Source organism: Gelria sp. Kuro-4 (assembly GCF_019668485.1).
GTDB lineage: Bacteria > Bacillota > DTU030 > DUMP01 > DUMP01 > DUMP01.
Genome location: NZ_AP024619.1, coordinates 1,148,029 through 1,163,305, shown reverse-complemented (window position 1 = coordinate 1,163,305; position 15,277 = coordinate 1,148,029). Strand labels below are relative to the sequence as shown.

Annotated in this window: 12 protein-coding genes; 1 reads left to right on the top strand and 11 read right to left on the bottom strand. The window is 66.0% G+C overall.

What is annotated here, in order from left to right; genetic code table 11:
* Positions 1 to 415: 415 nt before the first annotated feature.
* From glmM to K5554_RS05760, 8 genes are all read right to left on the bottom strand, one after another.
* Positions 416 to 1,750, bottom strand: a complete 1,335-nt coding sequence (glmM, locus tag K5554_RS05795) for a phosphoglucosamine mutase (protein WP_221040194.1) — start codon at positions 1,748 to 1,750, stop codon at positions 416 to 418.
* Between the two features lie 36 nt (positions 1,751 to 1,786).
* Entirely contained in the window at positions 1,787 to 3,025 is a 1,239-nt protein-coding gene (locus K5554_RS05790) for a YbbR-like domain-containing protein (protein WP_221040193.1), read from the bottom strand.
* Positions 3,018 to 3,824, bottom strand: coding sequence for a diadenylate cyclase CdaA (cdaA, locus tag K5554_RS05785; RefSeq protein ID WP_221040192.1), 807 nt, complete (start codon positions 3,822 to 3,824; stop codon positions 3,018 to 3,020). Before cdaA ends, K5554_RS05790 begins: the two co-directional genes overlap by 8 nt.
* A gap of 134 nt (positions 3,825 to 3,958) precedes the next feature.
* Complete coding sequence (locus tag K5554_RS05780) at positions 3,959 to 4,750, bottom strand: ABC transporter ATP-binding protein (protein WP_221040191.1); 792 nt, start codon at positions 4,748 to 4,750, stop codon at positions 3,959 to 3,961.
* Between the two features lie 35 nt (positions 4,751 to 4,785).
* Positions 4,786 to 5,544 carry an ABC transporter permease gene (locus K5554_RS05775; protein ID WP_221040190.1) on the bottom strand — a complete coding sequence of 253 codons (759 nt, stop codon included), beginning with the start codon at positions 5,542 to 5,544 and terminating at the stop codon, positions 4,786 to 4,788.
* Between the two features lie 82 nt (positions 5,545 to 5,626).
* On the bottom strand, positions 5,627 to 6,718 hold the full coding sequence (locus K5554_RS05770) for an ABC transporter substrate-binding protein (RefSeq protein ID WP_221040189.1): 1,092 nt from the start codon (positions 6,716 to 6,718) through the stop codon (positions 5,627 to 5,629).
* A 157-nt stretch (positions 6,719 to 6,875) separates the two neighbouring features.
* On the bottom strand, positions 6,876 to 8,267 hold the full coding sequence (gene argH / locus K5554_RS05765; RefSeq protein WP_221040188.1) for an argininosuccinate lyase: 1,392 nt from the start codon (positions 8,265 to 8,267) through the stop codon (positions 6,876 to 6,878).
* The gene (locus K5554_RS05760; protein ID WP_221040187.1) at positions 8,264 to 9,481 is read right to left on the bottom strand and encodes an argininosuccinate synthase; all 1,218 of its coding nucleotides are present in this window, start codon (positions 9,479 to 9,481) and stop codon (positions 8,264 to 8,266) included. The genes argH and K5554_RS05760 overlap by 4 nt, the downstream gene beginning before the upstream one ends.
* Positions 9,482 to 9,621: 140 nt before the next feature.
* Here K5554_RS05760 and K5554_RS05755 point away from each other — a divergent pair, with 140 nt between their 5' ends.
* On the top strand, positions 9,622 to 9,987 hold the full coding sequence (locus tag K5554_RS05755) for a hypothetical protein (RefSeq protein ID WP_221040186.1): 366 nt from the start codon (positions 9,622 to 9,624) through the stop codon (positions 9,985 to 9,987).
* A gap of 4 nt (positions 9,988 to 9,991) precedes the next feature.
* Here the strand turns inward: K5554_RS05755 and argF are convergent, their stop codons facing one another.
* Genes argF through carA form a run of 3 tightly spaced genes read right to left on the bottom strand, consistent with a single transcriptional unit; the run spans position 9,992 to position 15,168 of the window.
* Positions 9,992 to 10,924 carry an ornithine carbamoyltransferase gene (gene argF / locus K5554_RS05750; protein ID WP_221040185.1) on the bottom strand — a complete coding sequence of 311 codons (933 nt, stop codon included), beginning with the start codon at positions 10,922 to 10,924 and terminating at the stop codon, positions 9,992 to 9,994.
* Complete coding sequence (carB, locus tag K5554_RS05745) at positions 10,911 to 14,114, bottom strand: carbamoyl-phosphate synthase large subunit (protein ID WP_221040184.1); 3,204 nt, start codon at positions 14,112 to 14,114, stop codon at positions 10,911 to 10,913. Before carB ends, argF begins: the two co-directional genes overlap by 14 nt.
* The gene (gene carA, locus K5554_RS05740; protein ID WP_221040183.1) at positions 14,107 to 15,168 is read right to left on the bottom strand and encodes a glutamine-hydrolyzing carbamoyl-phosphate synthase small subunit; all 1,062 of its coding nucleotides are present in this window, start codon (positions 15,166 to 15,168) and stop codon (positions 14,107 to 14,109) included. The genes carB and carA overlap by 8 nt, the downstream gene beginning before the upstream one ends.
* Positions 15,169 to 15,277 lie beyond the last annotated feature (109 nt).

Below are 15,277 nucleotides of genomic sequence, written 5' to 3'. Positions count from 1 at the left end.
AACCTCCTTAATTTAAGGCAAAATTCAACCAAGCCTTCCGGGCGTGGCAAAGACACACCGGAAGGGTGGGACAGCGTGCCGCGCGGGGCACAGACACCCTTTTCACCTGGCGTTCCCTTTGTCCCCGAGATCGCTCCCGGGCTTTCAGGAAGGCCTTACGGGCGGTGAGAACCCGAGGGGCATCCGCCGAAGACTTCGATAAACCCCTTCCTCGTCAACTCCCCGAGGGCCGGTTCGCCGCCGGCCGGGCGTCGCCGGGGAGTTCGGGCGCTTGAGATCGTTTAACGCCATCTTAACCTGCGTGGCGCCGGTCATTCCCCCTTTCCGCGTTGGTAAGGGCAGCTGTGCTCTTTCTCCCTCCACATCACCCCCTTACAGTAATCTATGCGGGATACGGGCGCCATGAAGCACGCCCTTACGCGAGTTCGCGGGTAATCACGGCGGCGAGATCATCGCACAGACGCCGCAAAAGGCCGGCGTCCTCGCCCTCCACCATGATGCGCATGAGGGGCTCCGTCCCGGAGGGCCGCACCACCACACGGCCGCGCCCGGCCAAACACTCCTCAGCCTCCCGGATTGCCGCCGCGATGCCCGGGTTTTCCCGCCACCCGTCTTTGCGGCTCACGGTGACGTTCACCAAAAGCTGTGGCAGGCGCGGCATCACCGCCGCGAGCTCCGAAAGCGGCACCTTCTTTTCCACCAGCACGCCTAGCAGCTGCAGCGCAGTGCTTAGGCCGTCGCCGGTGGTGTTGTGGTTCAGGTTGATGATGTGACCGGACTGTTCTCCGCCCAGGTTCCAGCCGCGCCTCAGGAGCTCCTCCAACACGTAGCGGTCGCCCACCTGGGTGCGCACGAGCCTAAGGCCGTGCTTTTTCAGGGCCAGCTCCAGCCCTAGGTTGCTCATGGAGGTGGCCACCACCCCCTCCCCCTTCAGGCGGCCCTTCTCCCGCTGCGCCAGCGCCAGGATGGCCATGATCTGGTCGCCGTCCACCACCTCGCCGCGCTCGTCCACGGCAATAAGGCGGTCGGCGTCGCCGTCGAAGGCCAGGCCCACAGCGGCCTCCACCTGCCGCACCGCCTCCTTAAGGCCTTCAGGATGGGTGGAGCCGCAGTTCACGTTAATATTAACACCCGTAGGAGCGTTGTTCAAGACGGTGAGTTCCGCCCCCAGGCGGCGCAGCAGCTTGGGCGCCACCTGGTACGCCGCTCCATGGGCCACATCCACCACAATCTTGAGCCCGGAAAGATCCGTCCCCAGCTCCGCGTCAAGGTGCTTAAGGTATACTTCACCCGCCTCCGCTACGCTCCGCCGTATCCCCACGCCGGCCCCGGTGGGCCGCGGCAGGTTCGCCTCGCCCAGCAGAGCCTCAATGCGATCCTCCACCGCATCCGGCAGCTTGTAGCCTTCGGCGGAGAAAAACTTGATGCCGTTGTCCTCCACCGGGTTGTGGGAGGCAGAGATCACCACCCCCGCATCGGCCCCCAGCGCCCGCGTGAGGTAGGCGATGGCCGGCGTAGGCAGCACACCCACGTTCAGCACCTCGCCGCCCACGGACAGAATCCCCGCCGTAAGCGCCGCTTCCAGCATCTCCCCTGAGCGCCGCGTGTCCCGGCCCACCACCAGGCGGGAGCGGTCACGCCCGTCCGTCAGCACGTAAGCCCCGGCCCGGCCCAGCGCAAAGGCCAGCTCGGGGGTAAGGTCGGCGTTGGCCACGCCGCGCACGCCGTCTGTTCCAAAAAGTCTACCCACATGAATCCCCCTAGTCCTACTCGTCTCCAACAGCTTTCAAGGTTTATCCTTTTCACCCGTTTTCTTTTCTTCCGGCGGCGGCTCTTCCGCCTTCAGGATGATCTTCACTTTCGCCGGCTCTATTCCCACCTGCCGGACACCATCCGGCAGGTTCAGGTGCACCGTCACCTCGTGTTCACCCGGGCCCAGCCCGTCAACGCTCACGTAGGCGCTCAGGTCGGCAGCAGTCAGCGGTGCCATCGTCTGGAAAAGGCCGGCCACGGTAACGCGCACGCTTTTGGGCTCTACGGTCGCCGCCATCTTCTCCGCCAGGCCGCGCACCTTGATTTCCACGCCCTCGAGGGTGCGCTGCATGGTGCGCGGCTCAATCACCGCCGTCACCCGCACCCGCTCCACCTCGGCCCGCACGTCCTGGGGCAGCACCACCCGCATGTCGCCGCTCCGGTTCATGGTCGCCCCGCTGATGTCCAGCGGCAGGGTGGAGACACTGGTGATCTCGGCCAGCATGGCGGCCGGGCCGCTTATTATGATGGTGGCAGGCTCGGCCAGGACTTGGCTTACCTTATATCCTTCGCCCGGCTCCCCGGAAACCTGGGGCTTAACCGGCACCATCTTGGCCGGCAGGCGCGCCACGGGGAGCGACACGTCCACCACCTCAGGTTTGATCCGCAGGCCCTCCGGCACCGGCGCCCCCTTGCTGTCCAGGATCTGCACCGGCACGCTCACGCGGATGTTGTCCTTGGCCCCCTCCGTGTCCAGGCGGACGATGGCCCGGCTGGCCAGCCGCACCCGGCTGCGCGGCCCCTCCACCAGCACCTGCACCGGGCTCAAAACCGGCGGCCCCGCCGCGTAGCCGGCGGCCGGGGTGCCGCGCAGCACCAGTTCCACCGGGAGCTGCTGCTGCACGATGCTCTCCAGCTTCACCGTCACCTGCGGCGGGGCAATCTGCACCAGCTCCACATCGGGCGGCACGCTGGCGAGGTGCACAGGGTAAGACTGCTCGCCCTCCGTCGCCGCCGCGAGGTCCACGTAGGCACCCAGCTCCGGTCCCCCGGTCGCGTAAAGCTCGCTGCGGCGGCCCTTGAGCTTAACGGCCACCGGCTTGACATCGCCCATGAGCACCAGGCCCGTGGGCACGTTGCGCAGCTCCGGCGTCACCAGCAGGGTGCGCGTGTCCTGAGGGTTCTGCTCGTTCACCACGAAGAGCCACATGATAAAGGCCAGCAGGAGGGCCATCGCCCGGACAACAGCGTCTTTTTGCAGCCACTTATCCATGCGATGACCCCCAGCGCAGGAAGGGCAGCGTCGCCTCCTGCTTGAAGATGCCTGCCAGCAGATCCTTCAGGCTGCCCTCGTCCAGGTGCCGCCGCAGCCTGCCTTCCTGCGCCACGGAGATAATACCCGTCTCCTCCGAGACCACAATGGCCACGCAGTCCGATTGCTCGCTGATGCCCAACGCCGCCCGGTGGCGCGTTCCCAGGTCCTTGCTGAGATCCTGGTTCTCGGTGAGCGGCAGGAAACACCCGGCCGCCACCACCCGGTCGTTGCGGATGATGGTGGCGCCGTCGTGGAGCGGCGTGTTGGGCACGAAGACGTTGACCAGAAACTCCGCCGATACCAAGGCATCCAGCGGGATGCCCGTCTCTTCCACTTCCTTGAGCCCCGTCCGGCGTTCGAGGACGATGAGCGCCCCCACCTTGTTGCGGGCCAGCACCTGCACCGCCCGCACCACCTCCTGAATCATGCGGGAAACGTCTTCCTCGCCCAAGAGGCGGCTGGCCGGCGTGAAGAGCCGGCCGCGCCCCAGCTGTTCCAGCCCGCGCCTGAGCTCCGGCTGAAAAATAATGGGCACGGCGATGAGGCCCATCGTCATAACCTTGTCGAGGAGCCAGCTGGTCGCCGCCAGCCCGAAACGGCGGCTAAAAAAATACGCCAAAAGCAGCACGGCGAGGCCCTTCAAGAGCTGTACCGCCCGCGTGCCCCGGATCCAGACAATGACCCGGTAAAAGACGAAGGCGACGATGAGAATATCCAGGATGTCGAGGGGGGACAGATGGCGCAGCTGCTCCAGCATGGGACCTCACCTTGCCAATTCTTGCTTCTGTTTCCTGCTTCTTTTACTATCTTATCCGCTTTCCCATTATACTTTCGCTGGCTGGGGCGGAAAAACCTTTCCGGGCGGCAACATTTTTTCTGGCAGGTCCTGGCCTAAGCTTTGAGCTCAGTGGCTTTCGCCACTTCTTCGCGCAGGTAGAACCAGATGGTATCGAACAGCTCCAGAAAGCGCGGCCGGGAGCGGATGAGGGTGAGGTCGCGCGGGCGCGGCAGGTCCACCTCCAGGATGGCCTTGACGCGCCCCGGCCGGGCCGTCATCACCAGCACCCGGTCCCCCAGGCCCAGGGCCTCATCGATGCTGTGGGTAATGAAGACGGCCGTCTTGCGCGTGCCCTCCCAGATGCGCAGCAGCTCCTGCTGCAGGATGACGCGCGTCTGCTCATCCAGGGAGCCGAACGGCTCATCCAGAAGAAGAATGGAGGGGTCGTTGGCAAAGGCGCGCGCTACGCTCACGCGCTGCTTCATGCCGCCGGAAAGCTGGTGGGGGTAAGCGTGGGCGAACTTGCTCAGCCCGGTGATCTTCAGGTAATGCAGGGCGATCGCTTCGCGCTCTTTGCGCGGCACCCCGCGCATGGCGAGGCCATAAGCCACGTTCTCCTTCACCGTGTACCAGGGGAAAACCGACTGCTCCTGGAACACCATGGCGTTGACCGGTTTGCCGGGTTCCCGTACTCTAATCTCCACCCGGCCGCCGGTGGGCACCTCCAGGCCGGCCAGGATACGCAGCAGCGTAGTTTTACCGCACCCGCTCGGCCCGACGATGCAGAGAAACTCGCCCTCTTTGATGGTGAGGTTGACGTCGTCCAGGGCCACTACCGTTCCGCTGCGGCTGGTGAAGGTTTTGCTGATGCCTGTGAGGACGATGGCCTCTCCGTTCGGCTGCACCTCTAACCTCCTCCTTGCTGGCACTGGCTCACCGATCACGCGTGCGGCGATTTCCACGGTATCACCCACCGTTCCAGGAGGTCCAGTGCGTTAGAGAACAGGTAGCCCAGGACGGTCAAGGCGATGAGGGATGTAAACATGCGCTCGATATCGAACATGTCGTAGGACCGCCAGATCCAGTCGCCCAGCCCGCCCCCGGCCGCCGTAAGTTCGGCGGCGACGATGAGAATAAGAGCCGTACCCATGCCCAGCTTAAAACCGGCGAAGATCATGGGCAGGGCCCCCGGCAGGGCCACGGTGCGGTAAAAGTTCCAGCGGCCGGCGCCGAAGTTCTTGGCCACATCCAGGTAGATCTTGTCGATGTTGAGCACCCCGGACACGGTGTTGATGAGCACCAGGTAAAACACGCCGATGGCCACCGTAAACACCTTCGAGGCCTCACCCAGGCCAAAGAGCAGGATGATCATCGGCATGATGGCCAGCTTGGGAATAGGGAAGGTGATGGCTATCATAGGCTGCAGCAGGGCCCGCACCGGCGGAAAGAGCCCCATAGACAGCCCCAAGAGCACGCCGGGCAGGGCCCCGGCAAGAAAACCGAGGAGGATGCGCCGCACGCTGATCCAGGTGTGGTAGAGGAGTTCGCCCGAAAAGAGTGCCGGAACAAAGGATCGCACTATGAGGCTCGGTGCCGAAAAAACCCGGATATCGATAAGGCCGCCGCGGGCCAAAAGTTCCCACAGGATGACAAGAAGCAGGGGCGAAAAAAAGGAGAGCACTTTTGCCTCTGCCCGCACAGCCGCTTCACCTCCATAGGTTGAGGGAGAGGCCGCCGGGCAGGAGGACCGCAGCCCCGGTCCTCCTGCCGCGTGGGCGCCGCTACTGGTATTTGCCCAGCACCTTCAGGGCGCGGTCGACATACTGGTTATCCAGCACGTCCTCCAGTTTCAGATCGCCCTTGAGGAGGCCGCGCGCCTTGTACCAGGCCAGGTCCAGCTCGATCCCTTTGGTGCGGGCGTAGCCGTCCGGGTTAAGGCCCACCGGGAACATTTTCTCGTAGAGGGCCTTATCTTTGACCACGGACCACTTCGCCAGGATGGATATTACCTCGTCCTTCATCTTGTTCTTGAAAAAGGCATCGTTGTAGTCGCGCAGGGACTTGATGTAGGCCACCATAAAGCGGTCCGCCGCCTCGGGCCGCTCGGTGATACTCGGCCCGTAGACCAAGAGCGCCGTCTGGGCGTGCGGGTCGTACTCGGACGGGTCCTTCCAGGGATCGAGTACGCCCTTGACCATACCCTGGGTGACAAAGGGCTCGATCACCATGCCGCCGTCGATGCTGCCGCTCGCCATGGCCGCCACAATGTCCGGGAAGGCCCGGATAACCTGGAGGTCCACATCCTGGGTGGAAAGCCCGCCGGCGTTCAGGCAGCGATCCAGGGCGATCTCGTCCAGTGAGGCCGTACCCACCACGGCCAGCTTTCTGCCCTTGAGGTCCTTGTAGTCCTTAATCGCCTTCGCCACCTCCGGGCGCAGGCAGAGCCGGTAGTAGCCCCGGCCGGGGACGTTCACGCCCTTGTCGGCCACAATCTTGATGGGGATACCGCGCAGCATGGCGTTGAATAGCCCCGTGGCCGTGACGGTGGCCCCCACGTCGAGCTGCCCGGCAGCCAGGGCGTTGATCATCTCCTGGCCGGTGTTGAACTGTACGGGCTTGATCTCAATACCCAACTCCTTGTAGTACCCCTTGGCCATGCCGATTAGGATTCCGGCATCGGAGACCACCTGCTTCATACCCACAGTCACCGTCACCGCAGGCGAAAGCGGCTTCAAGCCCGTCTCCGGAGCCGGGGCGGCAGGGGCGGCCGCGGCCGGAGCCGGTGTTTCCGCCTGGGGTGGCCGGACGGGGCTGCACCCGGCCACCAGCAGGCAGGCGGTGAGGGCCGCTGCCAACCACATCTTACCTTTCACCGATCGTTCCCCTCCCTCGCAGTTCTTGAGGGAGAGGGGTCGACCTTCCCCTCCCCCTCCTCCACCATAGTATTGGGGGGGGAGGCCTTTGGTGACAGCGCGGAGGCCGGGGGAAAGCCTTCCCCCGGCCTCCGCGGCAGTTTTCCGTTAACTTACCTCACTTCCCATCGCGCCGGCGGGCGGCCAGGAACTCTTCCGCCCGTGCCAGGGCCGCCGCCACCTGCGCCGGGGCCGTACCCCCGCGCGATGTGCGTGCCGCGACCGACGCTTCCACTGTAAGCGCTGCCATGGCGTCGGGCCCGAACAGGGGCGAGGCCGCCTGGAGTTCCTCCAGCGTAAGGTCCTCAAGGGTCTTACCGGCTGCCAGGCACTGCTGCACCAGGCGGCCCACTACCGCATGCGCTTCTCGGAAGGGCAGGCCGCGGCGCGCCAGGTAGTCCGCCAGGTCGGTGGCGGTGGAAAAATCGCCGCGCGCGGCCGCAAGCATCCGTTCCTCGTTCACCTTGAGCGCGGCGATGAGCCCGGTGAAGACGCGCAGCACGGCGCACACGGTATCGGCGCTGTCGAAGAGCGCCTCCTTGTCCTCCTGCAGGTCCTTGTTATAGGCCAGTGGAAGGCCCTTCAGAACAGTAAGGAGTGCCGTCAGGTGCCCCACCACGCGCCCCGTCTTGCCGCGCACCAGCTCGGGGACGTCCGGGTTCTTCTTCTGCGGCATGATGCTGGAACCGGTACTGTAGGCATCGTCCAGCTCAATGAAGCCGAACTCACGGCTCGACCAGAGGACGAGTTCCTCCGCCAGGCGGGAGAGGTGCACCATGAGGAGGGCGGAAGCGGCGAGAAACTCGACGATGTAGTCCCGGTCGCTCACCGCGTCCAGGCTGTTCTCGTAGAGGGCCTTGAAGCCCAGCTCGCGCGCCACCAGCTCCCGGTCGATGGGAAAGGTGGTGCCGGCCAGGGCGCCGGCCCCCAGCGGCAGCAGGTCCGCCCGCTCCCGGCAGCCGAGAAAGCGCGCCCGGTCCCGCTCCAGCATCTCGAAGTAGGCCAGAAGGTGGTGGGCAAAGAGGATGGGCTGGGCGTGCTGCAGGTGGGTGTAGCCGGGGATGACGGCCGCCTGATGCTGCCGCGCCTTGGCCACCAGCGCAGACTGAAAGTCCGTGATGAGCGCCAGCACCGTGTCCACCCGGCGCTTCACCCAGAGGTGGGTGTCGAGCGCCACCTGGTCGTTGCGGCTCCTGGCGGTGTGGACCTTACCGCCCACCGGGCCTATCTTTTCGATAAGGCGGTGCTCGATGTGCATGTGGATGTCCTCGTACTCCGGGCTGAAGGTAAAGGCGCCGCTTTTTATCTCCGCGCGGATCTCCTCCAGGCCCCGGGTGATGGCGGCGGCCTCCTCCGCCGTGAGCACCCCCACCTGGGCCAGCATCTTCACGTGCGCCAGGCTCCCGGCGATGTCCTCCTCCCAGAGGCGCTGGTCGAAGCCGATGGAAGCGTTGAAATCATCCACCTCCGCCGCCGTCTCCTTGCGGAAACGGCCGCCCCAGAGCTTCATGCCTTTTTCTCCTCCGCGGCCTTCAGCAGCCCCTGCACCTTGAGCGGCAGGCCGAAGAGGTTGATAAAGCCCTCGGCGTCCTTCTGGTTGTACACGGCGTCGGCGCCGAAGGTGGCCAGGTCCTCGCGGTAGAGGCTGTAGGGCGAGGTGCGGCCGGCCACGCTGATGTTCCCCTTGTAGAGCTTGAGGCGCACCGTGCCGGTGACGTGCTTTTGCGTCACCGCCACAAAGGCGTCCAGCGCCTCGCGCAGCGGGGTAAACCAGAGGCCGTAGTACACCAGCTCGGCGTACTTGGCCGCAATGAGCTCCTTGTAGTGCATGGTCTCCCGGTCCAGCGTCAGGTACTCCAGTTCGCGGTGGGCGAAGGTGAGGATGGTACCGCCCGGGGTCTCGTACACGCCGCGGGACTTCATGCCCACCAGGCGGTTCTCCACCAGGTCCACCCGGCCGATGCCGTGCTTACCGGCCAGGGCGTTGAGTTTTTCCACCAGCTCCACCGGGCCGTACGCGACGCCGTTCACCGCGGTCGGCTCGCCCGCCTCGAAGGCGATCTCCACGTACTCAGGAGTATCCGGTGCCTTCTCCGGGGAGACCGTGAGGAGGAACATGTCTTCCTGGGGCTCAAAGGCCGGGTCCTCCAGCACGCCGGCCTCGTAGCTGATGTGCCAGAGGTTGCGGTCCATGCTGTAGGGTTTGGCCTTGGTCACGGGCACCGGGATGCCGTGGGCCACGGCGTAGTCGATCTCCTCGTCGCGCGATTTGAGGGACCACTCGCGCCAGGGGGCGATCACCTTGAGGTGGGGCGCCAAAGCCTTGGCGGTGAGCTCAAAGCGCACCTGGTCGTTGCCCTTCCCGGTGCAGCCGTGGGCAATGGCGTCGGCCCCCTCGGCCAGGGCCACCTCCACGAGCTTTTTGGCGATCACCGGGCGGGCGATGGAGGTACCGAGGAGGTACTTGCCCTCGTAGACGGCGCCCGCTTTAAGCATGGGGAAGACGTAGTTTTTCACAAAGTCCTCTTTGATGTCCTCGATGTAGATCTTGCTGGCCCCGCTGGCGATGGCCTTCTCCTTAAGGGGTGCCAGCTCCTCCCCCTGCCCCACGTCGGCCGCCATGGCGACAACCTCGCAGCCGTAGTTTTCCTTGAGCCAGGGGATGATCACGGACGTGTCCAGGCCACCCGAGTAGGCCAGGACCACCTTTTTAACCTCACCCATACTGTTTCTCCTCCTCCGCTTGCTGGTCCCAATGACATTATAATTATAAACAACTGAGTATAGAAATGCAACCGGAACGCCGCCGCCGTACCGGACATATGCTGGAATGGCAACGAACACGCACTAAAGGAGGTCTTATTATGGTCCCGCCCCATCAAATGGACGAAGTGTGCACCCTGGACGAACGGCTCCTTGTCCTGCGGGAAGACCTGATCGGCGAGCTGGCCGCCATCAACCAGTACCAGCGCCATGCCATGGAAACCATGGACCCGCGCCTGCGGGAGATCTTCTGCCGCAACATGAACGATGAGAAGGAACACGTGGCCGAGCTGATGCACGCCATCATGATGCTGGACCCGGTGCAGCACCGGCGGATGATGGAGATGATGGGCCAGATGCCCGGCATGCCGCCCCTGCCCCCCTTGCCCCCCGGCAGCCCAGGCATGCCCGGAGGTCCCGGCACGACGCCCTACGGTTTAGCTGTCGAAGAGGGAAAAAAGAAGTAGGTGTTCAGCGCATCACTGCAGCCAGGATGGCCTTGTGCGCGTGCAGGCGGTTCTCAGCCTCGTCGAAGACGGCGGACTGGGGGCCGTCCACTACTTCCGCCGTCACCTCCTCGCCCCGGTGGCAGGGCAGGCAATGGAGGAACAGGGCGTCCGGCTTGGCTCGGGCCATAAGCGCGGCGTTTACCTGGTAGGCGGCGAAGGCGGTGCGGCGCGCAGCGCTCTCCGCCTCCTGGCCCATGCTGGTCCAGACATCCGTGTAGACGGCATCGGCGCCGGCCACCGCTTCTCGGGGATCGGTGCCGACGGCGACGGCGGTCCCGCTCTTGGCCGCCGCCTCACGCGCCATGGCTACAATTTCCCCCTGCGGCTCGTAGCCGGGCGGGCAGGCCAGGCTGATGTTCACACCCAGCTTGGCGGCGCCGATGAGGAGGGAATGGGCCACGTTGTTTCCGTCGCCCACGTACGCGAGCTTGAGGCCGGCCAGGCGCCCCTTTTTTTCTTCCAGGGTAAAGAAGTCGGCCAGGGCCTGGGTGGGATGCGTAAGGTCGGTAAGGCCGTTGATCACCGGCACGTCGGCCGCCGCCGCCAGTTCCTTAACGAGTTCGTGGGAATAAGTGCGGATCAAGATGGCATCCACATAACGCGAAAGCACGCGGGCGGTGTCGGCCGCCGTCTCGCCGCGGCCCAGCTGCAGCTCGTCCGCCCCCAGGTAGAGGGCCTGCCCGCCCAGCTGGTACATGCCCACGGCGAAGGAAACGCGGGTGCGCGTGGAATGCTTGTGAAAGAGCATGGCAAGGGTGCGGCCGGTAAGCGGCCGGCAGGCAAGACCCATTTTTTGCTGCTGCTTGAGGTAGTGGGCAAAATCCAGGAGCTGGCGCAGCTCCTCCGGGCTGAAATCCGCCAGCGTAATGAAGTCCCGGCCCTTAAGGTTCTGCATGGGAGTCCTCCTTTCCCAGGTACCAGTTCAGGTCGGCGCAGTTGATGGTCTCGCCGGCGGCGAGCGCGCGGGCGGCGAGGAGGGCGGCCCTGAGCGTGTCCGGGCAGGTGTAGCAGGGAAGGCCGTACTCCACCGCCAGGCGGCGCAGGGTGAAGCCAAAGGTTGGGGCACCCGGCCGGTGGCTGGGGATGGAGACCACCGCGTGCACTTCTCCGCTCCGCACCCGCTCCAGCGCCTCCGCCGGCTCCAGCTGCTCTGCCGTCAGTCCCTCCCCCGCCAGGCAGCGGGCCGTCCCCGGCGTGGCGCTGAGCCGCCAGCCCAGCTCCGTAAGCTCTTTTGCCGCCGGCAGCACCTCCTCCTTATCCCGGTCCGCCACCGAAAGGAGCATCGTCCCTCCCGCCGGCAGCGCCTGCCCGGCGGCGAGGAGCGCCTTGTACAAGGCGGCGGGGAGCGTCCGGTCGAGTCCCAGCACTTCGCCGGTGGACTTCATCTCCGGCCCCAGGCGCGGGTCCACCCGCGTAAGCTTCCCGAAGGAGAAAACCGGTGCCTTCACCGCCACCAGCCGCCGCGGCGGGACCAGCCCGGGGGCAAGGCCCAGCTCGCTTAAGCGGGCGCCCAGGCCCAGGCGCGTGGCCAGCGGCACCAGCGCCAGACCGGTCACCTTGCTCAGGAAAGGCACCGTGCGGCTGGCGCGCGGGTTGGCCTCGATCACGTACAGGCGGCCTTGGTAGTAAACAAACTGGATGTTGATGAGGCCCTTGGCCTGAAGGCCACGGGCCAGGGCGCGGGTGGCGGCCACAATCTTCTCTGTGAGCGCGGGCGTAAGGCGTGCCGGGTAGACGGCGATGCTGTCCCCTGAGTGAATCCCCGCCCGCTCAATGTGCTCCATAATCCCCGGGACGGTCACCTCTTCCCCGTCGGCCAGGGCGTCCACCTCGATTTCCTTGCCCGGGAGGTAGCGGTCGATAAGGATGGGATGCCCGGGAGAGACGGCCAGGGCTTCCTCCAGATAGCGGCGCAGCTCAGCCTCGCCGACCACCACCTCCATCCCCCGCCCGCCCAGGACAAAGGAAGGACGTACCAGCACCGGAAACCCCAGCCGCTCCGCCAGGGCGAGGCCGGCCTTGACGTCGGTGACGGCCCCGCCCGCCGGGCGGGCCAGCCCCAGGCGGGCCAGGAGCGCGTCGAACAGCTCGCGGTCTTCGGCGGCGGCCAGGCCCGCCGGCGCCGTGCCGAGCAGAGGATACCGCCCGTCCAGCTCTACCGCCAGGTTGAGGGCGGTCTGGCCGCCGAACTGGGCGATGATGCCCGCCGGCCGCTCCTTTTCCAGCACCGCCCCGACGTCCTCCGGGTGGAGCGGCTCAAAGTAGAGGCGGTCGGCGGTGTCGAAGTCGGTACTCACCGTCTCCGGGTTGTTGTTGATCAGCACGGTCTCATAACCCGCCGCCCGCGCCGCCCAGACGGCCTGCACCGAGCAGTAGTCGAACTCAATGCCCTGGCCGATGCGGATAGGCCCGGACCCCAGCACCGCCACCGTGGCCCGGGGGCTCGCCGCCACCTCGTCACACCCGGCGTAGGTGGAGTAGTAGTACGGGGTGGCGGCGCGGAACTCGGCGGCACAGGTATCCACCATTTTGTAGGCCGGCGCCAGCCGCTGTTCGGCGCGCAGGCGCCGCACGGCCGCCGCTGGTACGCCGCTCAAGCGGGCGATGGCGGCATCGCTGAAGCCCAGCCTTTTGGCTCGCGCCAAACGCTCCGGGGTCAGGCCGGCGGCCAGTTCCCGCTCCAGCAGCACGATGTTCTCGAGCTTACCCAGGAAGAAAGGATCGATGCCGGTGGCACCGGCCAGTTCCGCCACGCTGAAGCCACGGCGCAGGGCGGCAAAGAGCAGGAGCAGGCGGTCGTCGCGCACCTCCTGGAGCGCCGCGGCCAGCTCCGCCCGGGAAAGCTGCTCCAGGGCAGGTGCGCTGGGGTGGGTGAGCCCCACCTCCAGGGAGCGGATCGCCTTAAGCAGCGCCCCTTCCAGGGTGCGGTCGAGCGCCATCACCTCGCCGGTGGCCTTCATCTGCGTCCCCAGGCGGCGGTCGCCCTGCTTGAACTTGTCAAAGGGCCAGCGCGGCACCTTGACCACCACATAGTCCAGCGCCGGCTCAAAGGCGGCCCAGGTCCCGCCCGTCACCGGGTTTTTTATCTCGTCGAGCCTGAGCCCCAGGGCCACCTTGGCCGTCACCTTGGCGATGGGGTAGCCGGTGGCCTTGGAAGCCAGGGCGCTGGAGCGGCTCACCCGCGGGTTCACCTCAATCACGTAGTAGCGCTCGCTTTGGGGATCCAGGGCAAACTGGATGTTGCAACCGCCCACTATTCCCAGGGTGCGGATAATCTTCAGGGCGGCGGTGCGCAAGAGCTGGTACTCCCGGTTGGTGAGGGTCTGCGAGGGGGCCACCACCACGCTGTCGCCGGTATGGATGCCCATGGGGTCCAGGTTTTCCATGTTGCAGACGGTGATGCAGTTGTCGCCGGCGTCCCGCATCACCTCGTACTCGATCTCCTTCCAGCCCTCCAGGCTCTTTTCCACCAGCACCTGGCCGATGGGGCTGAGCCTCAGGCCCCGGCGCACCACCTCGGTGAGCTCCGTCCGGTTGCGGGCGCGCCCGCCGCCGCTGCCGCCCAGGGTGTAGGCCGGGCGCACGATGAGGGGGAAACCGCACCGGGCGGCGAAGGCCTGGGCCTCCGCTATGGACGCCACGGCCTGGCTGGGCGGCACCGCCTCGCCGCAGGCGGCCATGGTCTCCTTAAAAAGCTCGCGATCCTCCGCCCTTTCGATAGCCGTAAGCGGCGTGCCCAAAAGGCGTACCCCGTAACGCTGGAGCACCCCGTTCAGGCTGAGCTCGCGGGCCAGATTGAGGCCGGTCTGGCCGCCTAAGCCCGGCAGCAGCGCGTCCGGCCGCTCCTCGGCGATGACGCGCGCGACGAACTCGGCTGTGAGCGGCTCCAAGTACACCCGATCGGCCAGGTGGTAGTCGGTCATGATGGTGGCCGGGTTGCTGTTGACCAGCACCACCTCTACGCCCTCTTCCTTGAGGGCGCGGCAGGCCTGGGAGCCGGCATAGTCAAACTCGGCCGCCTGGCCGATGACGATGGGCCCGGAGCCCACCACCAGCACCCGTTTAATGCTCGGGTCTTTAGGCACTCTTTTGCGCCTCCTCCGTAAGGAGCCCGAAGAAGCGCCGGAAGAGATAAGCGGAATCCTCCGGGCCGGGGGCGGCTTCCGGGTGGTACTGCACGGAGAACGCCGGCAGGTTGCGGTGCTCCAGGCCCTCCACCGTGCCGTCGTTCAGGTTGCGGTGGGTGACGCGCAGTCCCGTGCCGCCCAGCGACGCTGCGTCCACTGCGTAGCCGTGGTTCTGGGAGGTGATGTACACCCGCCCGGTGGCTTCTTCCCGCACCGGGTGGTTGGCGCCGCGATGCCCGAAGGGCAGCTTGTAGGTCCGCCCGCCCAGGGCCAAGGCGAGGAGCTGGTGGCCCAGGCAGATGCCGAAGAAGGGCACCCGCCCAAGGAGGTGCGCCACCGTAGCGACGGGCCCGGTGAGGGCCGCCGGGTCGCCGGGACCGTTGGAGATCACCACGCCGGCCGGCTTAAGGCGCAGGATCTCGCCGGCCGGGGTGGCGGCCGGGAGCACGTGTACCTCACACCCCAGGGAACGCAAGGCGCGCAGGATACCGCGCTTCACCCCCAGATCCAGTACCGCCACCCGCGGGCCGGGGCCGGGGAGAACATAGGGGGTGGGAGTTGTAACCGCCGCCACCGGATCCTCGCGCGCAGGGGGCGCGGCGGCCGGCGCCCCAACCGGGGAAACTGTCCCGGTCAGTGTGCCGTGGGCGCGCAGGTGGCGCACCAGCGCCCGCGTATCCACCCCTTGCAGTCCGGGAATGCCGTGCTCAGCCAAAAAAGCAGCCAGCGTTTCGGCACTGCGCCAGTGGCTCGGGCGCGCACAGGCCTCGCCGACGATCAAGCCACGGACAAAGGGGTGGCGGGCCTCCATGTCCTCGCGGTTGATGCCGTAATTGCCCACCAGGGGGTACGTCAAGACGACGATCTGGCCGTAGTATGAAGGATCGGTGAGGATCTCCTGGTAGCCCACCATGCTGGTGTTGAAGACCACCTCGCCGGTTGTGGCCAGCGGCGCGCCGAAAGACTCCCCGCTAAAACTCGTTCCATCCGCCAGGGTAAGGGTACCGTGCATGGTCTCTCCTCCTATCGCTGCCTTCTCTTTTACCCCGTCTTGTATAATTATACGCTATGTAGTTTAATCATGCAACCCAAGGTAAAAAATTACCCGCAGCGGTCCGGCT